We start from the raw sequence: 23,038 nt of genomic DNA on the forward strand, positions 1-23,038 counted from the left end.
AAACCTTCCGGCCACAGATCGACGCTCAGGAGGCGTCGACGGCACCCGCCGAGGCCGTCGGCAGCGCGCCGAGCGCGTCCCAGTCCAGCACCTCACCCGCGACATCACGGATCTCGGCGAGCAGGCCGAGCCGCGCGGCACGCAGCGCCGGCTCCTCGGCCATGACCATCACACCGTCGAAGAACGCCTCGACCGCCTCCGGCAGCGCGGCCGCGGCGGCGACGAAGTCGACGAGTTCCGGCGCCCGGCCGGAGGTGCGGACCACCAGCTGACGGGACAGCTCGGTCGCGGCCTGGGCCAGCCTGTGGTCGACCGGGTCGACGAGATCCGCGATCGCGATGCCCGGCGCCGTGTCGGCCGGAACGATCCGGCGGATCCGCCCGACCGCGGCGGCGAGCCGCGCGAACGACGGGTCCTCGACCAGGACGCGCAGCTCCGCCACGGTCGAGGCGGCGCGGGCCGGTCGAGCGGTCAGCGGCGCCACGGCGGCGACGAGCCGGTGATCCACCCCCGTGTCGAGAAGCTGCTGGGTGAAACGGCCGCGCACGAACGCGTCCGCCTGCTCCAGGGCCTCCTGTGACATCGGGACCGGGATCAGCTTCGCCGCCTCGGCCAGCATGTCCGCCACGGCGAGGCCGGCGAGCTCGGGGCGCTGCGCCAGGATGGCGGTCACCCCGAGCGCGGCCCGGCGCAGCCCGAACGGGTCCGAGCTGCCGGTGGGCGCGGCGTCGAGCGCGAACAGCCCGGCCAGCAGGTCGAGCCGGTCGGCGAGCGCCAGCAGGGCGCCGGGCACCGTCTGCGGGAGCACCCCGCCGGCACGGCGCGGCAGCTCCATCTCGTAGAGCGCCACGGCCACCGCCTCGGGCTCGCCGGCCCGGCGGGCGTACTCCCGGGCCATCGTCCCGGCCAGGCTCGACAGCTCGATCACCATCTGGGTGGCGAGGTCGAACTTGGCCAGCGCCCCTGCCCGGTCCAGCGTGGCCCGATCCTGTGGGGGCAGGCCCCCGCTGGTCGCGGTGCCCCCGCTGGTCGCGGCGCCCTCGCCGGTGCCGAGCCGGTCGGCGAGGACTCCGGCCAGCCTGGCTATGCGGTCCGCGCGGTCGGCCACCGAGCCGAGGCGCTGTTCGAAGGTGAGCTTCGCAAGCCCCGCGCGGAACGTCGCCAGCGGCACCTTGAGATCGGCGTCGAAGAAGAACGCGGCGTCCTCGAACCGGGCGCGCAGCACCGCCTCGTTGCCCGCACGCACGAGCGGCACGTCGACGGCCCCGTCGGCGATCGTCACGAAGCAGGGCAGCAGCGCGCCGGCGGCGTCACGCACCACCAGGTACCGCTGGTGCTTGTGCATGACCGTGGTGAGGATCTCCGCCGGCAGCTCGAGGTACCGCTGTTCGAACGAGCCCAGCACCGGACGCGGATACTCCACCAGGTTCGTCACCTCGGCCAGGACGTCGCCCTCCAGGTCGAGGTCGATCGTGCCCTGGTGCTCGGCGGCGAGCTTCGCCGCCTCGTCCACGATCAGCTCGCGGCGGGTGGCCGGGTCGAGCAGGACGGAGTGCCCGGCGAGCAGGTCCGCGTAGCCGTCGGCACCCGCCACCTCGATCGGCGGCGAACCGGCGCGGCGATGACCGCGCGACGTCGCGCCGGCGGCCAGCGTGGACACGGCGACCGGCACCACCGCGGCGCCGAGCAGCGCGACCACCCAGCGCACCGGCCGACTGAAGGACAACTCGGGGTCGTTCCAGCGCATGTTCCGCTCGGCGCGCAGGCCGGCGAGCACCGTGCCGAGCACCTCGGCGAGCACCTCCGTCGCGGGCCGGCCGACGTCGGTACGCACCAGCGCGACGTGCTCGACACCGCGGTACTCGACAACGGTCAGATCGGCCACGTCACCGCCCTGCCCGCGGACGAAGCCCGTCGCCGCCTTCGTCGGCTCACCCGCCGCGTCGTAGGCGGCCGCGCGGCGCGGGCCGCGGACGACCCGCTCCACGTCCGGCTCCCGGGGCGCGACGTCGGCGACGACGGCGACGATCCGCCGCGGGGTCCCCCGCACCAGCACCTCGCCGTGGGTGAGGCGGGTGGCCGCGAGCCGCTCGACGAGCGCCGCGCGGACGGCCTCGGTCTGCCGGGTCACCTCGGCGGCCGGCAGCTCCTCGACGCCGATCTCGAACAGCAGGGTGGCCGGCCCGGTCGGCACCACCGCCGGGTCGACGACGGCCGGGGTCGCCGCGGCCGGTCGGGGCGTCTCGCCCAGCGGGCTGCCGAGCTCGACGCGCCGGTCCCGCCACAGGGCGGCCACCTCGCGCGACATTCCACGCATCTGGGTGAACGAGGTGGCCCGCTCGGTGGTCGAGACGGCGCCACGGGAGTCGAGGATGTTGAAGGCGTGCGAACACTTGAGCACGTACGTGTGCGCGGGGACCGGCAGCCGGGCGTCGATGAGCCGGCGTGCCTCGGCCGCGAACTCGGCGTACATCCGGCGCACCGTGTCGATGTCCGCCTCGTCCAGGTAGTACCGGGACATCTCGTACTCGGACTGGCCGAACACCTCGCCGTAGGACACCCCGGGCGCGTACGCGATCTCGGTGAAGTGCCGGACCTCCTGCAGCGCCATCAGGATGCGCTCGATCCCGTAGGTGATCTCGACGCTCACCGGGTCGAGGGACTGGCCTCCGGCCTGCTGGAAGTAGGTGAACTGGGTGATCTCCTGGCCGTCGAGCCAGACCTCCCAGCCGAGGCCCCAGGCGCCCAGCGCCGGTGAGGCCCAGTTGTCCTCGACGAAGCGCACGTCGTGCGCCGCGGTGTCGATGCCCAGCGCGCGCAGGCTGCCCAGGTAGAGCTCCTGCGGGTCGCCCGGGTCGGGCTTGAGGATCACCTGGAACTGGGTGTGGGTCTGCAGCCGGTTCGGGTTGAACCCGTACCGGGAGTCGTCCGGACGCACCGAGGGCTCGACGTAGGCGACCCGCCACGGCTCGCCGCCCAGCACCCGGAGGATGGTCGCCGGGTTGTGCGTACCGGCGCCGACCTCGGTGTTGAACGGCTGCACGATCATGCAGCCGCGCTCGGTCCAGTAGCGGGTCAACGTCAGCAGGGCGTCCTGCATGGTCAGCATCGGGTCAGCCTCGGCAGCTCGGTGATCGGGTGTTACCCCGCCGAGGCTACCGGGTGGCAGGGCCGCTACCGCGCGTCCAGGCTCCACACGCCGTTGTCGCCTCCGGCGCGGGCCCCCGCGCGGACGCCCGCGCCGGGGGCGATGACCGCCGCGTCCGGCGCGAGGGCCGAGTCGTGGGAGTAGGCCGGCCCGTCGGCGTCGCGTTCGTACAGGACCTCGAAGGCGCCCGGGGCGTCCTGGGCCCAGACCAGCGTGGGCGTCAGCTCACACCGGACGTCGAAGGCGGACAGCGCCCGTCGCCAGGCGCCCGGACCAGCCCATTCCGTGACCAGCAGCCAGGCGCCCGGCTCGTCGACGCTGCGGCCGAGCCGGGCGGCGCGGAAGCCGCGCTGCGCGGCCAGGGCGGCCACCACCCGCTCGCCGGCCGCGGCGAAATCGGACCAGGCCGCTTCAGGCACCTCGAACCGGAGGACCGCGACCACCGGAGCCCCGGCGGCCACCACAGGCCCCGCGGCGGCCGCCGGCCGGTGGTCAGGCATGCTTCGCGACCACGCCGCCGTAGCGCCGGTCGCGGCGGGCGTACTCCTCGCAGGCCAGCCACAGATCGCGCCGGTCGAAGTCAGGCCACAGGGTGGGCACGAAGGAGAACTCCGCGTACGCCGCCTGCCAGAGCAGGAAGTTGCTCAGCCGCTGCTCGCCCGACGTACGGATCAGCAGGTCGACGTCCGGCATGTCGGGCTCGTCCAGATAGCGGGCGACCGTCTCCTCGTTGATGCGTTCCGGGCGCAGGCGGCCGTCGCGCACGTCCCGGGCGATCGCCGCGGCGGCGTCCGCCAGCTCCGCGCGCCCGCCGTAGTTCACGCACATCACCAGCGTCAGCCGGTCGTTGTCGCGGGTGAGCTCCTCCGCCGCCTCCAGCCGCCGGATCACGTTCCCCCACAGGCGGGGCCGCCGCCCGGCCCAGCGCACGCGGACACCGAGCTCGTGCATGTCGTCGATGCGCCGCCCGAAGACACCGTCGGTGAAGCGCATCAGGAACGCCACCTCGTCCGGCGAGCGCTTCCAGTTCTCGGTCGAGAACGCGTAGACCGACAGCCAGCGCACGCCCATCTCGATCGCGCCCTCGACGCAGTCGAACAGCGAGTCCTCACCGGCCTCGTGCCCCTTGGTACGGGGCAGGCCGCGCAGCTTCGCCCAGCGGCCGTTGCCGTCCATGACAATCCCGACATGACGCGGGACAAGGGCCGGTGGCAACGGCGGCGGCTGCGCTCCGGACGGATGCGGACGCGGATCGCGGAACCGTCTGCCCACCTCTTCACGCAGGCTCACAGCCGACATCCTTTCGTCCGGGCCGGCGCCTCACCGACCGACCCCCGCCGGCCCGAGCCCACCCGGACCACCGGTCTCGCAGCACACATCCCGTCCCCGCTCCTCACACGGTCCCCTCGCCCGACGTACACGCCCGTGCCCGGTCAGGCCACCGCCTCCGCGCCCATCGGCTCTTCATGCCCGTGGCCTCACGTCCGTTCAAGATGCGGCAGGGCCCGCAGCGCCCGTTCGAGATGCCACTGAAGGTAGGCGGCCACGACCCCCCCGGCCTCCCGTCGGGTGCGGACGCCGGCCGCCTCCGCGCCGTCCCAGTCACCGTGCAGAAGGTCGGCCAGCAGCCGCACAGCGGCCGGAGACGTCGACACCGCGCCTCGCGGTCGACATTCCGGGCACACTACGCCGCCACTGGCGACGGACAGCGAGTGGTGTGGTCCTGGCTCGCCGCAGAGCGCGCACTCGTCCAACGCCATCCCGTAGCCGGAGACGGTGAGCGATCGCAGCAGGAAGGCATCCAGGACCAGGGACGGCGTACGTTCGCCCGCTGCCAGCGTACGCAGACCGCCCACGAGCAGCAGAAACAGCCGGAAGGCAGGTTGGCGTTCCTCGCTGGTCAGCCGCTCCGCGGTCTCCAGCATCACCGCCGCGGCCGTGTACCGCGCGTACTCCTGGGCGATCGTCGCACCGTAGGCACCCAGGATGTCCGCCTGGGTGACCGTGTCCAGCGACCGGCCCTCGTGGAGCTGGAGGTCGACGTAGGTCCCCGGCTCCAGCCGGGCACCGAAACGGGAGGACGTCCTGCGGACGCCCTTGGCGACTGCCCTGACCCGACCGTTACGCCGCGTGAGTACCGTGACGACACGGTCGGCCTCGGCGAAGGGCATCGTCCTCAGGACGACGCCCTCATCGCGATACACCGGCACGTTCCCATGGTTACATGCCTGCTCCACACGACCAGGTGGGGCCGCATCCGTCCCGGCCTGCCGGCACGGCCTGCGACGCCACCGAGCGCTTTCAGACGCCGCCGGAAACCCGGACCCGGCCGGGCCCGGAGCCGTCAGAAACCCAACCGGCGAAGCTGCTTCGGGTCCCGCTGCCAGTCCTTGGCCACCTTGACGTGCAGGTCCAGGTAGACCGGCGTCCCCAGCAGCGCCTCGATCTGGGTGCGGGCCCGGGTGCCGACGTCACGCAGCCGGGAGCCCCCGGAGCCGATGACGATCGCCTTCTGGCTCGGGCGCTCGACGAAGACGTTGACCCGGACGTCGAGCAACGGCCGGTCCGCGGGACGGCCCTCCCGCGGCAGCATCTCCTCGACCACCACGGCCAACGAGTGGGGCAGCTCGTCGCGCACGCCCTCCAGGGCCGCCTCGCGCACCAGCTCCGCGACCATCACCTGCTCGGGCTCGTCGGTCAGCTCCCCCTCCGGATAGAGCCGCGGGCCCTCCGGCAGCCGGGCTACCAGCACGTCCGCGAGCCGGTCGACCTGGAACGCGGACACCGCGCTGACCGGCACGATCTCGGCGAAGTCACCGAGCCCGGACACCTCCAGCAGCCGGGCGCCGACCCGGTCCGGGTCGGCGACCTTGTCGACCTTGGTGAGGATGGCCACCACCGGCGTCCGCCGCGCCAGCCGACCGAGCTCGTCGGCGATGAAACGGTCGCCCCGCCCGAGCGGCTCGTCGGCCGGCATGCAGAAGCCGATCACGTCGACCTCCGACAGCGTCGCGCGCACGACGTCGTTGAGCCGCTGGCCCAGCAGCGTGCGCGGGCGGTGTAGACCCGGGGTGTCGACCAGGATCAGCTGCGCGTCGGGACGATGGATGATGCCCCTGATGGCGTGCCGGGTCGTCTGCGGGCGCCCGGACGTGATCGCCACCTTCGTCCCCACCAGCGCGTTCGTCAGCGTGGACTTGCCCGCGTTGGGGCGGCCCACGACACAGGCGAACCCCGAGCGGAATCCCGTCGCCAGGTCCACTAGCTCGACGTCCGGGTACGCGCAACGCCGTCCGGCCCGGCGAGGAAGAGGGGAATCCCCGCACCGAACTCGGCGAGCATGGCCAGATCGTCGGCGGCGGCCGCATCGGCCTCCGTCACCACGGCCGCGGCCTCGAAACGCCGCGCGCCGCTGGACGCCGCGGCCACGACCGCGGCCCGCAGCGCCGACGTCGCCAGCTCCGGCCGGGCGTGCGCGACCGTGGCGGCCACGTAGGTCCGGCCGTCGGTGTCACGCACCGCCGCGCCCTCCGCGAGCTGGCCGCCGGGCGTGTAGGCCCGCAGCCGGGCGGCGCGTGCCAGCACCACCAGCTTGGTGTCCTCCGCCTCCAGGACCGGTCCGGCCGGCGGGCTGGAAGGGGGGGTGGAAGACGTCACGATGTCACCTTTCTGCTCTGCTCCGGCCCGTCCGCCCCGTCCGTCCCGCCTGGCCCGGCCGGCCCTTCCGGCGCGTCCGGGTCGCGGGTCGACGGGGTCAGCCGCCGGACGACGACAGTGCCGATCTGGTTGCGCCGACCGGCCGCCCGCTCGGCGGACAGCCGCAGCCCGGCCACGTCCGCGGTCGCGCCGGGGATGGGCACCCGGCCGAGCGCGCTGGCGAGCAGCCCGCCCACCGTCTCGACATCGCGGGCGCCGGGCACGTCCTCGACGCCGAAGAGCTCGGCGAGGTCGTCGACGTCCAGCCGTGCCGTCACCCGCGCGGTGTCGTCGTCGAGCCATTCGACCGGGGGCGTGGCGCTGTCGTACTCGTCGGTGATCTCACCGACGATCTCCTCGAGGATGTCCTCGATGGTCACCAGCCCGGCGGTGCCACCGTACTCGTCGATGACCACCGCCATGTGGGTCCGCGACGCCTGCATCTCGCGCAGCAGGTCGTCGGCGGGCTTGCTTTCGGGGACGAGCACAGGCGCCCGCATGATCTCGGCGACCCGGCTGTCCTCGCGGCCTTCCCGCTCCCAGCCGACCATGTCCTTGAGGAAGGCGATCCCGACGACGTCGTCGACGCTCTCGCCGATCACCGGGATGCGGGAGAAACCGCTGCGCAGCGCCAGCGAGATCGCCTGCCGCACGGATTTGTCGGACTCGATGAAAAGCATGTCCGGGCGCGGCACCATGACCTCGCGGACGAGCGTGTCGCCCAGCTCGAACACCGAGGCGATCATGTCCCGTTCCTCGGGTTCGATGACCTCGTTCTCCTCCGCGAGGTCGACCAGGTCGCGCAGCTCCGCCTCCGAGGCGAACGGCCCGTCGCGGTAGCCGGGGCCGGGAGTCACCGCGTTGCCGAACGCGATCAGCAGCCGGGGCAGCGGCCCGAAGATCCGCGCCAGCCGGATGGTGAGCCCCGCGGTGGCCAGCGACACCGCGGGGGCGTGCTGGCGGCCCAGCGTCCGGAACATCACCCCGACCAGGATGTAGGCCACCAGGGTGGAGACCAGCGAGCCCAGGCCGACCGCGGCGAACCCGGCCCCGTAGGCGTGGACGGCGAGGACGGTGATGCACGCCGCGGCGACCATCTCGCCGACGATCCGCAGCAACAGCAGCAGCGCGAGGTAGCGCCCCGGATCGGCCACGACCCGGGCCAGGTTCGCGGCGCCCGCCTTGTGCTGGCGGCCGAACTGCTCGACGCTTACCCGGGAGACCCTGGTGAGGGCGGCGTCCACCGCGCCGAGGCCCGCGGCGGCGAGGGCGGCCACCGCGGCGATGAAGACCAACAGGAGATCACCGGACTCCATGACGGACCGGGCTCCTCAGGAGGTGCCGGCGCCGGCCGCGATGTCCCAGGAGGCCAGCAGGCTGTTCTGGAGCTTCCACATCTCCCGTTCCTCCTCCGGCTCCGCATGGTCGTAGCCGAGCAGGTGCAGGATGCCGTGGGTGCAGAGGATGTGCAGCTCCCGCTCCATCCCGTGACCGGCCTGACCAGCCTGCCTACGGGCCACCTCGGGGCACAGGACGACGTCGCCGAGCAGGGTGGTCGGGTCCTCCTCCACCGACTCCGACCAGGACGGCTCGAACGCCTCGTCCTGCGGGAACGCCAGCACGTCGGTCGGCCCGTCCTCGCCCATGTAGCGGACGTGCAGGTCGGTCATCGCGTCGACCTCGACCAGCATGACCGACAGCTCCGCGAGCGGGTTGACCTTCATGGTGTCCAGCACGAACCGGGCCAGCGCGGCCAGGGTGACCTCGTCGAAGTCCGTCACACCCGACTCGTTCGCGACGAAGACCGCCATTACCGTTCCCTTTCCGTGGCGCTCGCTTCCCGGGCGCTCACCGGCGGTCCCGGCGGGTGGCCCGGGCCGGGCGCGAGTCGGCGGCCGGCACCGGGCTCGCCGCGTCCCAGCGGGCGTAGGCGTCGACGATGTCGCTGACCAGGCGGTGGCGGACGACGTCCGTGCTCGTCAGCGTGGCGAAGTGGACGTCGCCGACCCCGTCGAGGATCTCGCGGACCACGCGAAGGCCACTGTGCGTGCCGGCCGGCAGGTCGACCTGGGTGATGTCACCGGTGACGACGATCTTCGAGCCGAACCCGAGCCGGGTGAGGAACATCTTCATCTGCTCCGGCGAGGTGTTCTGGGCCTCGTCCAGGATGATGAAGGCGTCGTTGAGGGTGCGGCCACGCATGTAGGCCAGCGGCGCGACCTCGATGGTCCCGCTCTGCATGAGCCGCGGGATCGAGTCGGGGTCGATCATGTCGTGCAGCGCGTCGTAGAGCGGGCGCAGGTACGGATCGATCTTCTCGTAGAGCGTGCCCGGCAGGAAGCCGAGGCGCTCACCGGCCTCGACCGCCGGCCGGGTGAGGATGATCCGGTTGACCTTCTTCGCCTGGAGCGCCTGGACCGCCTTGGCCATCGCCAGGTAGGTCTTGCCGGTTCCCGCGGGCCCGATGCCGAACACGATCGTGTGCTGGTCGATCGCGTCCACATAGCGCTTCTGGTTCAGGGTCTTCGGGCGGATCGTCCGGCCACGGTTGGACACGATGTTGAGGGTGAGCACCTCCGCGGGCCGCTCCCCCGCACCGCTGCGCAACATCGCCACCGAATGGTCCACATGTTGCGGGCTGAGCTCCGTCCCGGCGTCCAGCAGCGCTATGAGCTCGGAGAACAGCTTGGCCGCGAGTTCGTTCTCGGCCGGGTCACCGGTGATGGTGATCTCGTTGCCGCGGACGTGGATGTCGGAGGAGAAGGCCTTCTCGACCGCACGCAGCAACTGATCCTGGTGGCCGAGCAGACTCACCATGCTGTGCGGGCCGGGAACGACGATGCGCGTGATGGCCCGCGCGTCTGGGGGAGCGTCGGAATCGGGCATGTAGTACGGCCGCCTGGGCCGGAGCACCTCTCACATCGAGCGTGAATCACACGAGCGCGAATCACATGGGCTCGCGCGGACACCAGGCCGCGCAAACACCAAGCCAAGCAGGCCCCCAGGCCACAGGAGCACGGCCACGGAAGCACGATCGTGTCAGCCTGGGGCGAAGGTGGCCCGCAGACGAACCCAGTCTATCCGCCCAGGCGACCGATGTCGGCGAGTACCACCGCTGCCGCGACAACGCCCGCCGTCGACGTCCGCAGCACAGTCGGGCCGAGCCGCCCGGCGACGGCCCCGGCGGCGGTGAGCGCCGCGAGCTCCTCGTCGGACACACCACCTTCCGGGCCCACCACCAGCAGCACCTCCGGCGCATCCGGCGCATCCGGTGCCGTGCCGAGCATCCCGGGAGTCCCAGTCGTCCCAGGTGGAGCTGCCGGGGCCGGCACGGCCTGCGGAACGGACAGCCCGCGGGCGAGACCGGCCACCGGCGTCGACGCCGTCTCATGCAAAACCACGGCGAGCGCGGCCTGCCGAGCGCGCCGCGCGAGCGCGGCGGTGGTGACCAGCCCCCCGACCTCGGGCCAGACCAGGCGGCGCGACTGCTTCGCGGCCTCCCGCGCCGTGCGGTCCCACCGGGCCCGGGACCGCTCGCCGCGCTCCCCCTCCCAGCGGACCACGCACCGCGACGCCGCCCAGGGCACGATCTCGTCGACACCGGCCTCGGTCATCATCTCGACCGCCAGCTCGCCGCGGTCGCCCTTGGCCAGCGCCTGCGCCACCACCAGCCGCGGGACCGGTACGGGCACCTCCCGACGACGCAACACCACGCATTCGAGCTCGTCCCGGCCGACCGAGCCGACCTCGCATTCCAGCGCGGTACCGGCACCGTCGGTCACGTCCAGGCGCTCACCCGACCGCAGCCGGCGGACGGTGGCGGCATGCCGGCCCTCCGCGCCGGAAAGCACGAAGACGTCCGTCGACGGCAGTGGGTCCAGGTGGAAGACGGGCGCGGTCAGCGGTTACGCCGCCCGCTGCGGCGCCGGGAGAACAGGCCCGAGCCACCGGAGGAACCGCCGACCGCCACGGCCGGCGACTCCTCCTCCCGCAGCTTCGCCAGCTCCCGCAGCAGGCGTTCCTGCTCGGCGTCGAGCTTCGTCGGCGTCTCGACCACGATGTGGATGTGGAGGTGGCCCCGCCCGACCGCGCGCAGGTGCGGAACACCGCGCCCGGCGAGCCGGATCACCTCACCGGGCTGGGTGCCCGGCTTCACCGTGATGGTCTCGGAGCCGTCCAGCGTCTCGAGCGTCGCCACCGTGCCCAGCGCCGCGGCTGTCATCGGCAGCCGCAGGTCGCAGTGCAGGTCGTCACCCTCGCGGGTGAACACGGCGTGCTGGCGCTCGGAGACCTCCACGTACAGGTCGCCGGGCGGACCGCCGCCGGGGCCCACCTCGCCCTCGCCGGACAGGCGGATGCGCATCCCGTCCTCGACCCCGGAGGGGATCTTCACCGTCAGGGTGCGCCGCTTGCGGACCCGACCGTCGCCGGAGCATTCCCGGCACGGGTGCTCGATGACGGTTCCGGTGCCGGAGCAGCGCGGACACGGCCGGGACGTCACCATCTGGCCGAGGAACGAGCGGGTCACCTGCTGGACCTCGCCGCGGCCGTGGCAGGTCGAGCAGGTGGACGGCTGCGTGCCCTGCGCCGCGCCGGCCCCGGTGCAGGTCGGGCACACCACCGCCGTGTCGACGGTGATGTCCCGCGTCGCCCCGAAGGCCGTCTCGGCGAGGTCCAGCTCGAGACGCAGGAGCGCGTCGTTGCCGCGCCGGACCCGTGAGCGCGGGCCGCGACTGGCTCCGCCCCCGAAGAACGCGTCCATGATGTCGCCGAGGCCACCGAAACCCGCACCGAAGGGCGAGCCAGCGCCGCCCCCGCCACCACCAGGCGCGAGCGGGTCACCACCGAGGTCGACGATCTGACGCTTCTCGGGGTCGGAGAGGACCTCGTAGGCGTTCGTCACGTTCCTGAAGCGCTGCTGCGCCTCTGGATCCGGATTTACGTCCGGATGCAGCTCGCGGGCCAGCTTGCGGTAGGCCCGCTTGATCTCGTCACCGGTTGCGTCACGCCGCACACCGAGCGTCGCGTAATAATCCACTGCCATCAGTCGGCACCCAAGAGTTCACCCACGTACTTGGCGACGGCCCGGACAGCCGCCATCGTTCCCGGATAGTCCATCCGCATCGGGCCGACGACTCCCATTCCGCCCAGTGCAGCCGGGCCGAGACCGTACCCGGTGGCGACAACAGAGGTCGATCGCAGGGCGTCGACGTCCGTCTCGCGCCCGATGCGCACCGTAACAGTACCGGTCTCACGCGCCGAACCGATCAGCTTGAGGAGCACCACCTGCTCCTCCAACGCCTCCAGGATGAAGCGCAACGAGTCGGCGAAGTCCACGGACGCCCTGGTGAGGTTGGCCGTCCCGGCCAGCGCGACGCGCTCCTCCTGGCGTTCCAGCAGGGCCTCCAGCACCACCGTGGTCAGTGTCGTCAGGTAGGGGCGCAGGTCGGGGCGGACCGTGTCCGGCAGGTCGGCCGCGGCCTCGGTGGCGTCCGCGATCCGCCGGCCGCGCAGGGATCCGTTGAGCAGGCCCCGCAGCTCCCCCACGACCCCGTCGTCGACCGGCGCGGGAATGTCCACCACCCGCTGCTCGACCCGGCCGGTGTCGGTGATCAGGACCAGCAACAGCCGGTTCGGGTTCAGCGTGACGATCTCGATGTGCCGCACGCTGCTGATCGACAGCGAGGGATACTGCACCACCGCCACCTGCCTGGTGAGCTGCGCGAGCAGCCGCACGGACCGGCGGACCACGTCGTCGAGGTCGACAGCGCCCTCCAGAAAGCTCTGGATGGCCTTACGCTCGGCCCGCGACAACGGCTTCACACCGGACAGTCGGTCGACGAAGAGGCGGTAGCCCTTGTCCGTCGGGATCCGACCGGCGCTGGTGTGTGGCTGCGTGATGTAGCCCTCTTCCTCCAGCGCGGACATGTCGTTACGCACCGTGGCGGGCGATACCCCCAGGGCATGACGCTCGGCCAACGTCTTGGATCCCACCGGCTCATTGCTGAGCACGAAGTCCTCGACGATTGCCCGCAGAACCTCCAGGCGCCGTTCTTCCAACACGTGACCACACCCCCTCAGCCGGTTCCCTACGCCAGGCGGGGATGGCGGTGTGCCGGCGCAGTCACCTGCCCTGGCACTCTTCCGCCACGAGTGCCAAGTGTAGCTTCCCGCCCTGGTCGGAGCAGCCATCGTGACCAGACCCGCGTTCGGCGACCGTCACAGCCTGGTCAGGCGACCGTCACAGCTCCGTCAGGCGACCGTCACAGCTTCGTCAGGTGACCGCCACCGCCCAGCCGGGTAGCCGCGCCGCCACCCAGCCGGGCTGGCACCGTGGCCCGGCCGGGTGGCCGCCCCGCCCAGTCGGGTGAGGGCCACCACTCAGTCGGGCAGCAGCGCACGCACCACGGTGTCGGCCAGCAGGCGACCGCGGCGGGTCAGTGCCACCCTCCCCGCCGCGAGCTCCCGGTCGAGGATGAGGCCGTCAGCCGCCAGTTCGTCGGCCGCCGCCCGCCCCCGATCGCACAGCGCGACCGTCTCGAGACCCTCGACGAGCCGCACCCCCAGCATGACCCGTTCGACCCGCTGCGCGGCGGCGTCGAGCACCTCACGGGCGGCGGCCGGGCTGCGGCCCGCGCCGACCCTCGTCGCGTACTCGGTGGGGTGGCGGACGTTCCACCACCGGACCTCACCGACATGGCTGTGCGCGCCCGGACCCAGGCCCCACCAGTCGTCGCCCCGCCAGTAGCCCAGGTTGTGCCGGCACCAGGAGGCCCGATCGCGGGACCAGTTGCTGATCTCGTAGTTGCTCAGCCCGGCGGCCGCGAACGCCTCGTCCGCCTGCAGGTAGCGATCCGCCAGCAGGTCGTCATCCGGTTCCAGGAGCTCGCCGCGACGGACCCGCCGGGACAGCTTCGTGCCCTCCTCCACCGTCAGCGAGTAGGCGCTGACATGGTTCGGAGCGAGCTCGATGACCGTCTCCAGGCTGGCCGCCCAGTCTGCCTCCGACTCCCCCGGCGCGCCGTAGATCAGGTCGAGGCTGAGCTGCTCGAAGCCGGCCTGGCGGGCCCAGCCCACGACCTCGGCGACCCGGCCGGGAGTGTGCTGACGGTCCAGCGCGGCCAGCACGTGCGGGCGGGCGCTCTGCATGCCGAAGGAGATCCGGGTGAATCCGCTGGCCCGCAGATGCTCGAGTGCCTCCAGGTCGACGGACTCCGGGTTGGCCTCGGTCGTCACTTCCGCGTCGCCCGCCAGGCCGAAGGTGTCGTCCAGGATCCGCAGCACCTTCGCCAGATCGGAGGCGGGCAGCAGCGTCGGGGTGCCACCGCCGACGAAGACCGTCGCCACGGGCAGCTCCCGCTCACCCAGAACCGAACGCGCGAGGCGGGCCTCGGTGGCGATGGAGTCGACGAAGGACGTGGCCCCACCCTGGCCGCCCGCACCGAGCTCGGCCGGGGTGTAGGTGTTGAAGTCGCAGTAGCCGCAGCGTGCCGCGCAGTACGGGACGTGAACGTAGACGCCGAACGGCCGGGAACCGACCGTGGCGAGCGCGGCGTCGGGGAGTGCGCCGTCGACGGGCGCCGGCGCCCCTTCGAGAGGCTTGGATGGCATGACCCCAGTGTGCTCCCAACGCGCGCACAGACCGCAACGCTCTGTTTTGTCAACAGGCCCCACCACAGTGATTCGATCATCACCTGGCGACATCAGGACCAGTATCGGACAAGGAGGCTCACGGGCCGCCCGAATGCGCCATCCGAGGCACCGTCGGCGCCCGCTCGGGGCCGGAATCACATGTTTGCGATCTGTTGACAGTGGCAGGGCCAAACGGTGGGCAACCGGTCATGGCTCAGTCGAGTTGGCTGCGAAATGATCCGACCATGCAGGAGGAGCTCACCAGTGGAATCGTGACCGTCGAGGAACTGCTACCACCACGAACCACGGAGTACCGGTCAGGATCCGTCCTGGCGCTCGGCTTCGCGGAGGCGGAGCCGGCCACCGAGCCGATCCGCGTACCCCGGATCGGCCCATCCGCGGACACCGTCTGACCGCGGACACCGTCTGCCCCACCGGCCCGACCCGCCGGCCCGACCCGCTGACGCGCCGGGCGGCACCGCGACCGGAGCCGCCGATGTCCGGCACGTGATGCCGGACATCGGAGCCCCGGCGGCGGCACCTCACGATGCCAGCCGTGCCTGCCGTGCCAGCCACGCCCGGCGGCCGGCCGGGCCGCTACCAGGCCAGGCCACGCACCCGCGCCCCGTCAGCGCGCCGGCTTCGACCCCGACGAGCTCGGGCTCTCCGTCGTCGACAGCGCGGCGATGAAGGCCTCCTGCGGGACCTCCACCCGACCGATGGTCTTCATCCGCTTCTTGCCCTCCTTCTGCTTCTCCAGCAGCTTGCGCTTGCGGCTGATGTCACCGCCGTAGCACTTGGCGAGCACGTCCTTGCGGATGGCGCGAATGTTCTCGCGGGCGATGATCCGACTGCCGATCGCGGCCTGGATCGGCACTTCGAACTGCTGGCGCGGAATCAGCTCGCGGAGTTTCGAGGTCATCGCGACCCCGTACGTGTAGGCCTTCTCCCGGTGCACGATCGCCGAGAAGGCGTCGACGGCCTCCCCCTGGAGCAGAATGTCCACCTTGACCAGATCGGACGCCTGCTCGCCCGCGGGCTCGTAGTCGAGGCTCGCGTAGCCGCGGGTGCGCGACTTCAGCGCGTCGAAGAAGTCGAAGATGATCTCACCGAGGGGCAGCGTGTACTTCAGTTCCACCCGGTCCGTGGAGATGTAGTCCATGCCCTGGAGCACACCGCGGCGGCCCTGGCACAGCTCCATCACCGCGCCCACGAAGTCGGTCGGCAGCAGCAGCATCGCCTCGACCACCGGCTCGTACACTTCCGCGATCTTGCCCCCGGGCCAGTCGCTGGGGTTGGTCACGGTGACCTCGGAGGCGTCCTCCATGACCACCCGGTAGACCACGTTCGGCGCCGTCGAGATGAGCGTGAGGTCGAACTCGCGCTCGAGCCGCTCACGGACGATCTCCAGGTGCAGCAGGCCGAGGAACCCACAGCGGAAGCCGAACCCGAGCGCCGCCGAGGTCTCCGGCTCGAAGGTCAGTGCCGCGTCGTTGAGCTGCAGCTTGTCCAGCGCCTCGCGCAGGGCCGGGTACTCGCTGCCGTCGAGGGGATAGAGGCCCGAGTAGACCATCGGACGCGGATCGCGGTACCCGCCGAGCATCTCCGTCGCCGGCCGGCGCGCCGAGGTCATGGTGTCGCCGACGCGGGCCTGGCGGACGTCCTTCACCCCGGGGATGACGTAGCCCACCTCGCCCGCCGACAGCGAGCCCGTCGGTCGCGGCTCCGGGGAGATGACACCGACCTCGAGCGTCTCGTGGCTGGCGCCGGTGGACATCATCAGACACCGGTCACGGGTCGACAGCGTCCCGTCCACGACCCGGACATAGGTGATAACACCGCGGTAGATGTCGTACACACTGTCGAAGATCATCGCGCGGGTCGGGCCGTCCGGGTCGCCGCTCGGCGCCGGAATGCGGCGGACGATCTCGTTGAGCAGCTCCGGGACGCCCTGCCCGGTCTTGCCGGAGACCTTCAGCACGTCACCCGGATCGCACCCGATGATCGTCGCGATCTCCTCGGCGTATTTCTCGGGCTGCGCGGCCGGAAGGTCGATCTTGTTGAGCACCGGGATGATCGTGAGATCGTTCTCGATCGCCAGGTAGAGGTTCGCCAGCGTCTGGGCCTCGATGCCCTGCGCGGCGTCGACCAGGAGGACCGCACCCTCGCAGGCGGCCAGCGAGCGGCTCACCTCATAGGAGAAGTCCACGTGGCCGGGCGTGTCGATGAGGTTCAGGACGTAGTCCGCACCGTCATCCGCCCGCCACGGCAGCCGGACGTTCTGCGCCTTGATCGTGATGCCACGCTCGCGCTCGATGTCCATCCGGTCGAGGTACTGGGCCCGCATGTTGCGGGCCTCGACCACGCCGGTCACGCCCAGCATCCGGTCGGCAAGCGTGGACTTGCCGTGGTCGATGTGGGCGATGATGCAGAAGTTGCGGATCGACGCCGGGTCGACGCCGGCTGCCTCGTGCGGTGCTTCGGACACGCGGGCTGGTCTCGTTTCGCTGCTCGTCGGTCTGTCTCGCGTGCTTCATCGTGCCAGGCCTCCATCGTGCCAGGCACAGGCCGCCGCGCCGGGCACAGGCCGGCCGCCCCCTGGCCGCGCCCCGCACCCGGCACCGCTCGCTCGTTTGATAATGTCGGTAGCGCTTCGCTGTGGGCCCTGGTTGGGGCAGCCTGCGGGTCCTGGAGTTGACCAGTTCATCTGGCTCCGGGGTCCTGAGGCAGCCCGAGTCGCCGGGACGGTGTGAGATCTCGGGGTGGCTGAGATCTTCTGCACGGCGGGCCTCCACACGTACCATCCCGACTCGACACCCAGAGGTTCTCCCGCGTGGCCAACATCAAGTCGCAGATCAAGCGCAACCTCACCAACGAGAAGCGACGGCTGCGCAACAAGGCCGTGAAGTCCGAGCTGAAGACCCACGTGCGCCGCTTCCGCGACGCCGTCGAGGCCGGTGACTCGGAGCGCGCCGACGCCGCCTTCCGTCTCGCCGCCAAGAAGCTGGACAAGGCCGCCAGCAAGGGTGTCATCCACCCGAACCAGGCCGCCAACCGCAAGTCGGCGATGGCGAAGGCGAACGCGGGCATCAGCGCCTGACGTCCTGTCGGGTCGGGGCCGGGCTTCCCAGTGGGAAGATCCCGGCCCTTGTCATGCCCGGGGCGATGTCATGCCCGGGGCGACCGCGTGCGGCGACCGCCCGCGCTCGGGGGTCCGCTCGGCGTTCTCAGTGCGGGCCCGCTCGATCTCAGTGCGGGCCCACTCAGCCGTCGCGGTCCAGGGTGCGTTCGAGCACCTCGGCGTAGGCGACCAGTGCCGCAACCGCCAGCGGGAGCACCAACAGAACCCAGGCGCTGGCCAGGTCACCCATCGCGATGACCAGTGTCACCAGCACGGTGGCGGTGACGACCAGCATGCGCATCCAGCCCGCCGGCAGCACCCGCAGGCCGAACATGCCACCGGGTGGAACCTGCTCGTGCCCGTCACCGGACGCCCCGGGCCCACCGGAGTCACGGTGCTGCCCTCCTGGCGGCTGACCTGTCGACGTGTTCATCGTGCTCGTCCTCCCCGGCCGGCGAACTCCGCCCGGCCACGCTCCTCGGTGCCGACCGACCGGCCCCGGGCTCGTGCGACCTCCTGGAGCAGGTGTTCCAGCGCGTACCCCGCATCCACAGCCGCGCCCTTCACGCCCGCGTCGGCCACCGCGACCGCCCGGATCGCCCGGGCCAGCCCGGCGTCCGACCAGCCACGGGCGGATCGCTGGGCCCGTTCGACCTTCCAGTCCGGCATCCCGAGAGCCTTGGCGATATCCCACTTGGATCCGCCGCCGGCCGCCGCCACCCGGGCCAGATCTCGCAGGCCACCCGCGATGGCGCTCGTGATCAGCACCGGGGCGGTACCGCCTTCGAGAGCCTGACGCAGCAGGGTGAGCCCACCCGCGAGATCACCACCGATGATCGCGTCGGCCACCGCGAAGCCGCTGGTCTCGGCACGCCCACGGTGGTAGCGACCCACCGCGGCCTCGTCGATCACACCATCGGTGTCCGCCACGAGCTGGTCGCACACGGCCGCGATCTCCCGGAGGTCGCCGCCCACGGCGTCGAGCAGTGCCTGGATCGCGCCGTCGCTCGTCCGGCCGCCCAGCCGCCGGATCTCGGCGACCGCGAAGTCATGCCGATCACGCGGCCGGGTGATCTTCGCGGCCGGGATGACCTTGGCGCCGGCCTTCTTCATCACGTCGACGAGCTTGCGGTTCTTCACCGCGCCGCTGTGCACCACGACCAGCGTCACGTCGTCGAGCGGGCGCCCGACGTACGCGAGCAACGCATCCCGCAGATCCTCCGGCAGCTCGGCGGCACCACGGACGACCAGAACCCGCCCACCGCCGAACATCGAGGTGGCACCGAGATCGATCATGTCGGCATCGGTGAGCTCGCCCGGTGCGCGATCGACGATCTCGACCTCGGGGTCGCGGGCCCGAGCGGCGGCGAGGACCTCCCGCACGGCACGCGCGACGAGAAGCTCCTCGTCACCGCTCACGACGACCAGCGGCGGCGGGGCAGCGGGCTGTGGCACGCGGATCAGCATGTCACGCCGGACCGCCGCCCTCACGCCACCCCCGCCGCCCTCACATCCGACCGGGCCGACGCGCCACCAGCGCCACCCGGCCGGACGGCTGCCGGACGACCGCCACCGCGCCGTGCAGGTCGGTCCGGCCGACGGTGATCCCGGCCGCGCGCAGGCTCGCCAGCGTCGCGGCCGCCGGATGCCCGTATGTGTTCCCGGCCCCGACACTGATCAGGGCGGCCCGCGCGCCCGTCCCGGTCAGGAACTCCGGGATCTGATCAGCGGAGCCGTGGTGGGCGACCTTGAGCACGTCCACCGTCACCGCGCCGGCCCGTGCGACCTGGCGCTGCTCCGGCGGTTCCGCGTCCCCGCTCAGCAGCATCGTCACGCCACCGACCTCCGCGAGCAGCACGAGACTGGCGTTGTTCGGATCACTGGCCGTGCCACGCAGAACCCGCTGCGGGCCGATGACCTGCCAGCGGACATCCCCGACCGTGCCGGACGCACCGGCCGAGCCCGAGAGCACCGAGCGGACCGTGACCCCCGCCGCCCGGGCACCGCGCTCGACCTCGGCCCACTGCTCCGTCGGCTCGGGCAGCGGGCTCACGATCATCTCGCCCACCGGCATCCGGCCCAGCACCCCGCTCAGACCCGCCGCATGGTCGGCGTGCAGGTGGCTGAGCACCAGAAGCGGCACCCGCCGGACCCCGAGATCGGCCAGGCAGGTGGCCATCAGCTCGGGGTCGGGCCCGACATCGACCACGACCGCCGAGCCGGCTCCGGCCCGTAGCACCAGCCCGTCGCCCTGGCCCACGTCACAGGCCACGAGCCGCCAGCCCGCCGGTGGCCAGCCCGCCAGCCTCGGCACCAGGAAAAGGCGTGCCACCAGCAGGCTCGCGAGCGCCGCGGCGAGCAGCCGGCGGGTCGGCGGACGCCGTGCCAGGGCGATGGCCAGCACGACCCCGGCGAGCGCAGCCACCGCGCCGAGCGGCCCGGACGGCCAGCCGATCGCCGCCCCCGGAAGGTCGGCCGCCCGGCCGGCGACCAGCACAAGCCACCGGCACGGCAGGCCCGCCAGCCGGGCGAACAGCTCGGCCGCGGACGGGTGCAGTGTGGCCACGGCCATGGTGAGCAGGCCGAGCAGGGTGGCTGGCGCGACCGCGGGCGCCGCGATCACGTTCGCCGGGATGGCGACGAGGCTGATGCCACCGCCGAGCCACGCAAGCACCGGAGTGCACGCCAGCTGGGCCGCCGCCGCGACGGCCACCGCCTGCGCGATCCGGGTGGCACCGGCGAGCAGGCGGCGCGACCGCTGCGGCCGGCGCGCCGCGAGCCGCCGCTCGATCCCGTCACACCAGCCCGGCCCCCAGACGACCATCCCGGCGGTGGCGAGCACCGACAGCGCGAAGCCGGCGGAGAGAGCGAAGGTCGGGTCCAGCACGATGACAGCCAGCACCGCCGTCGCCAGTGCGGCCATAACGGCACGTGGCCGCCCGGCCGCCAGCGCCGCAAGGCCCACCAGCCCCATCGCCGCCGCTCGGACCACGCTCGCGGACGGCCGGGCCAGGATCACGAAGCCGACAAGCGCCGCCGCGGCGGCGAACGCCCTGCTCCGCGAGCCGAGCCGGGTACGGCCGAGGACGACGAGGACGGCACCGGTGGCGATGGCGGCATTCGCTCCCGAGACAGCGGTGAGGTGGCTCAGGCCGGCGACGCGGAAGTCGTCCTTCAGCTCCGGGTCGAGCTTCGAGGTGTCACCGACGACCATGGCCGGGAGCAGCCCGCCCGCTGGCTGGGCGACCACACTCGCCGCCGCACGCAGGCGCGCGCGCAACCACCCGGCCGCCCGCTGTGCCATGGGCGGCCGCCCCTGCGGGTGGGGCGGCGCCCGGGCGAACAGGACCGCGGCGATTGTCTCGCCCGGCCCTGGTGGGGCGAGCGTGGCCCGAACCGCCAGCCGCTGCCCCGGCAGGTAGGCCGCGAGGTAGCCCGCCCGCCCGACCAGCAGCACGGGAACCGCGGCACGTACCCGGTACTCAGGGCCGGTGACCGCCTCAAGACGGGCTCGCGCCGTGGCCGTTGACGCGGCACCGCCCGGACCTCCCGCACCGGTGCCGGTGGCCCCGGCCGGCGGCCGCGAGACCTTCGGATCGTCGGTGAGGACCACGACGGCCTCCACCGTCCGCTCGGCGCGGACCAGCGCGGCGAGCGGCCCGACCGCCCTCGCCCGCCCGGCCGTGCCTCCGATCAGCAGCCCCGCCGCGAGGAAGGCGACGGCGACGCAGCCGGCGAGCCGCCGCCCGGGCCCGGCAGCCGCGCGGGCCGGCCCGCCGCCCCGTTGCCAGGCCCCGGCGAGCACCGCGAGCGCGCAGCCGGCCAGAACGACGGCAACGCATCCCAGGAGCTCCCGGCTGGGCACCCAGTAACCGCCCAGCGCCGCGCCGGCCCAGACCGCGCCGGCCGGCACAGCCAGGCGCAGGTCGAGGCGATCTCGGGGCGCGTCCTTCGCGTCGGCCGGAAGACCGACGCCGACCTCCATGACGACGGAGACCATTCAGACCGTCACCAGCGGCAGCAGATCCGCGAGCCGCCGATCCCCGACCCCGGTGACCTCGCCCAGCTGGTCGGCTGACGTGAAGGGCCCGTTCGCGGCGCGCCAGTCGACGATCCGCTGGGCCAGGACCGGGCCCACGCCTGGCAGCTCGTCGAGCTGGCTCGCTGTCGCGGCGTTGAGATCGAGCGGCGCCTGACCGCCACCCGCAGCCGAACCTGCCCCACCCGCCGCGCCTGCGGCGGCCTGCCCGCTCCCGGAGAGTGGTGGCGCCGGCCCCGCGCGGCCGTCGACCAGGATCTGCTCGCCGTCGGTCAGGACGCGGGCCAGCGCGAGCCCGGTCGTGTCGGTACCCGGCAGCGCTCCGCCGGCCAGGGTCAGCGCGTCGACGACCCGGGAGCCGGCCGGCAGCCGCACCACTCCGGGCCGGGCGACCCGGCCGGCGACGTCGACGACGATCTCCTGCCCGGCCTCGGATTCCGTGCCAGCCGGATGCCCGGACGAAGAGGTGGGCACGGCCGGCGCCGACGCACCCGAAACCGAGAAGCCCGCGGCCGGCCGCGCGGTCGTCGTGGCCTCCTGCGCCACGAGAGCCGACTGGCCCGGCCCCTTCGAGGCGAGCTCCACCGGCCGGCCGCGCCAGGCCAGCCAGCCGGCGGTCGCCGCGGCCGCGACGGCTACCACGACCAGCACGAGGGCCGCCCGCGCGCTCGGCGCGAGGATCGCACCGCGCAGCGAGGGCGGCAGGCGGTCGGACAGCTGGCGGTGCCTCCCGCGCCGGTCGTGGCCCTCCAGGCCGCGGCGACCACCAGCACCACCAGCGTGGCCGGCGTCGTCAGGATCCCCCGAAGCTTCGGGACCGTCACGATCACCAAGATCCTCAGGATGCGCCTGGCGCCGGTTCTCGATCGACCGGCCGCCCGCCCACTCGTCGGACCAGCCGTCGACGTCGAGGTCCGACCAGTCGTCCGACCAGCCGTCGGACCCGTTGTCGGACCCCTTGTCGGAGCCGCTGCCGGTCCAGCCGGCGTCCAGCTCGCCGAGCGAGCCGGTGCCCCGGCCCGGATGCCGAGTTGACGGCGGGAACGCCGGCCAGGACCGCCCCAGCGGTTCGGTCACGGCGTCGTCGACGTGGACGGCGGCGGCCTGACTGGCGTGATCGGCGTGGTGGGTGCCACCGCCGACGTGGTGGGTACCACCGCCGGCTGTGTCACCCCTGCAGCTCCCCTGACGCGATGAGTGCCTGTTCATGCACGCAACGTAGGAACAATCCGGCCGCCCGTGGCGCCGGGGCGACTCACTGTGGACATCCGTTTCTCATCCACAGATGCGGAATGGACCCGCGAACACTTTGGTTGACGGCTCAAGTAACGTACCGAACGAAGCCGGGCCCGCCAGCAGGCTCGGCGGCACGGCGAGCGACACCGACACCAACACCAACACG

20 protein-coding genes are annotated in these 23,038 nt (G+C 72.6%); 2 read left to right on the forward strand and 18 right to left on the reverse strand.

Going from position 1 to position 23,038, the window contains the following annotated elements; translation table 11 throughout:
* Positions 1 to 25 precede the first annotated feature (25 nt).
* From AWX74_RS01575 to hemW, 13 genes are all read right to left on the reverse strand, one after another.
* A complete protein-coding gene (locus AWX74_RS01575; RefSeq protein WP_091270764.1) occupies positions 26 to 3,109 on the reverse strand; it encodes a glycine--tRNA ligase in 3,084 nt (1,027 codons plus the stop codon).
* A 65-nt stretch (positions 3,110 to 3,174) separates the two neighbouring features.
* Positions 3,175 to 3,648, reverse strand: coding sequence for an antibiotic biosynthesis monooxygenase family protein (locus AWX74_RS01580; RefSeq protein ID WP_091270766.1), 474 nt, complete (start codon positions 3,646 to 3,648; stop codon positions 3,175 to 3,177).
* Positions 3,641 to 4,438 (reverse strand): isoprenyl transferase, encoded by a 798-nt coding sequence (locus AWX74_RS01585; RefSeq protein ID WP_006538872.1) that lies wholly within the window; start codon positions 4,436 to 4,438, stop codon positions 3,641 to 3,643. The genes AWX74_RS01580 and AWX74_RS01585 overlap by 8 nt, the downstream gene beginning before the upstream one ends.
* Before the next feature lie 188 nt (positions 4,439 to 4,626).
* Positions 4,627 to 5,352, reverse strand: a complete 726-nt coding sequence (gene recO, locus AWX74_RS01590) for a DNA repair protein RecO (protein WP_091271123.1) — start codon at positions 5,350 to 5,352, stop codon at positions 4,627 to 4,629.
* 140 nt (positions 5,353 to 5,492) lie between these two features.
* Positions 5,493 to 6,410 (reverse strand): GTPase Era, encoded by a 918-nt coding sequence (gene era, locus AWX74_RS01595; RefSeq protein WP_054567273.1) that lies wholly within the window; start codon positions 6,408 to 6,410, stop codon positions 5,493 to 5,495.
* On the reverse strand, positions 6,410 to 6,805 hold the full coding sequence (locus tag AWX74_RS01600; protein ID WP_091270768.1) for a cytidine deaminase: 396 nt from the start codon (positions 6,803 to 6,805) through the stop codon (positions 6,410 to 6,412). Before AWX74_RS01600 ends, era begins: the two co-directional genes overlap by 1 nt.
* Positions 6,802 to 8,160 (reverse strand): hemolysin family protein, encoded by a 1,359-nt coding sequence (locus tag AWX74_RS01605; RefSeq protein ID WP_091270771.1) that lies wholly within the window; start codon positions 8,158 to 8,160, stop codon positions 6,802 to 6,804. The genes AWX74_RS01600 and AWX74_RS01605 overlap by 4 nt, the downstream gene beginning before the upstream one ends.
* A 15-nt stretch (positions 8,161 to 8,175) precedes the next feature.
* On the reverse strand, positions 8,176 to 8,655 hold the full coding sequence (gene ybeY, locus AWX74_RS01610; RefSeq protein WP_006538877.1) for an rRNA maturation RNase YbeY: 480 nt from the start codon (positions 8,653 to 8,655) through the stop codon (positions 8,176 to 8,178).
* A gap of 37 nt (positions 8,656 to 8,692) precedes the next feature.
* Positions 8,693 to 9,730 carry a PhoH family protein gene (locus tag AWX74_RS01615; protein ID WP_091270773.1) on the reverse strand — a complete coding sequence of 346 codons (1,038 nt, stop codon included), beginning with the start codon at positions 9,728 to 9,730 and terminating at the stop codon, positions 8,693 to 8,695.
* Between the two features lie 191 nt (positions 9,731 to 9,921).
* A complete protein-coding gene (locus tag AWX74_RS01620; protein ID WP_242666020.1) occupies positions 9,922 to 10,695 on the reverse strand; it encodes a 16S rRNA (uracil(1498)-N(3))-methyltransferase in 774 nt (257 codons plus the stop codon).
* A gap of 47 nt (positions 10,696 to 10,742) precedes the next feature.
* Positions 10,743 to 11,888, reverse strand: coding sequence for a molecular chaperone DnaJ (dnaJ, locus tag AWX74_RS01625; protein WP_006538880.1), 1,146 nt, complete (start codon positions 11,886 to 11,888; stop codon positions 10,743 to 10,745).
* The gene (gene hrcA, locus AWX74_RS01630) at positions 11,888 to 12,907 is read right to left on the reverse strand and encodes a heat-inducible transcriptional repressor HrcA (RefSeq protein WP_006538881.1); all 1,020 of its coding nucleotides are present in this window, start codon (positions 12,905 to 12,907) and stop codon (positions 11,888 to 11,890) included. The genes dnaJ and hrcA overlap by 1 nt, the downstream gene beginning before the upstream one ends.
* 318 nt (positions 12,908 to 13,225) lie before the next feature.
* The gene (gene hemW / locus AWX74_RS01635) at positions 13,226 to 14,455 is read right to left on the reverse strand and encodes a radical SAM family heme chaperone HemW (protein ID WP_091270777.1); all 1,230 of its coding nucleotides are present in this window, start codon (positions 14,453 to 14,455) and stop codon (positions 13,226 to 13,228) included.
* A gap of 230 nt (positions 14,456 to 14,685) precedes the next feature.
* Between hemW and AWX74_RS01640 the strand changes: the two genes are divergently transcribed.
* Entirely contained in the window at positions 14,686 to 14,889 is a 204-nt protein-coding gene (locus AWX74_RS01640) for a hypothetical protein (protein ID WP_091270779.1), read from the forward strand.
* Positions 14,890 to 15,104: 215 nt separating this feature from the next.
* Here the strand turns inward: AWX74_RS01640 and lepA are convergent, their stop codons facing one another.
* Positions 15,105 to 16,964 (reverse strand): translation elongation factor 4, encoded by a 1,860-nt coding sequence (gene lepA, locus AWX74_RS01645; protein WP_091270782.1) that lies wholly within the window; start codon positions 16,962 to 16,964, stop codon positions 15,105 to 15,107.
* A 345-nt stretch (positions 16,965 to 17,309) separates the two neighbouring features.
* Here lepA and rpsT point away from each other — a divergent pair, with 345 nt between their 5' ends.
* Complete coding sequence (gene rpsT / locus AWX74_RS01650) at positions 17,310 to 17,576, forward strand: 30S ribosomal protein S20 (RefSeq protein WP_006538885.1); 267 nt, start codon at positions 17,310 to 17,312, stop codon at positions 17,574 to 17,576.
* 163 nt (positions 17,577 to 17,739) lie between these two features.
* Here rpsT and AWX74_RS01655 read toward each other — a convergent pair whose 3' ends face one another.
* The 4 genes from AWX74_RS01655 to AWX74_RS01670 are packed head-to-tail and all read right to left on the reverse strand — an operon-like array spanning position 17,740 to position 22,845.
* Positions 17,740 to 18,030: a hypothetical protein gene (locus AWX74_RS01655; protein WP_226930716.1), complete on the reverse strand. Its 291-nt coding sequence runs from the start codon at positions 18,028 to 18,030 to the stop codon at positions 17,740 to 17,742.
* The gene (gene holA / locus AWX74_RS01660) at positions 18,027 to 19,064 is read right to left on the reverse strand and encodes a DNA polymerase III subunit delta (protein ID WP_091271126.1); all 1,038 of its coding nucleotides are present in this window, start codon (positions 19,062 to 19,064) and stop codon (positions 18,027 to 18,029) included. Before holA ends, AWX74_RS01655 begins: the two co-directional genes overlap by 4 nt.
* 40 nt (positions 19,065 to 19,104) lie before the next feature.
* Complete coding sequence (locus tag AWX74_RS01665) at positions 19,105 to 21,597, reverse strand: ComEC/Rec2 family competence protein (RefSeq protein ID WP_091270784.1); 2,493 nt, start codon at positions 21,595 to 21,597, stop codon at positions 19,105 to 19,107.
* Positions 21,598 to 22,845, reverse strand: a complete 1,248-nt coding sequence (locus AWX74_RS01670) for a ComEA family DNA-binding protein (protein ID WP_091270785.1) — start codon at positions 22,843 to 22,845, stop codon at positions 21,598 to 21,600.
* Positions 22,846 to 23,038 lie beyond the last annotated feature (193 nt).

The sequence above is a fragment of the Parafrankia irregularis genome, from assembly GCF_001536285.1.
Classification (GTDB): Bacteria; Actinomycetota; Actinomycetes; order Frankiales; family Frankiaceae; genus Parafrankia; species Parafrankia irregularis.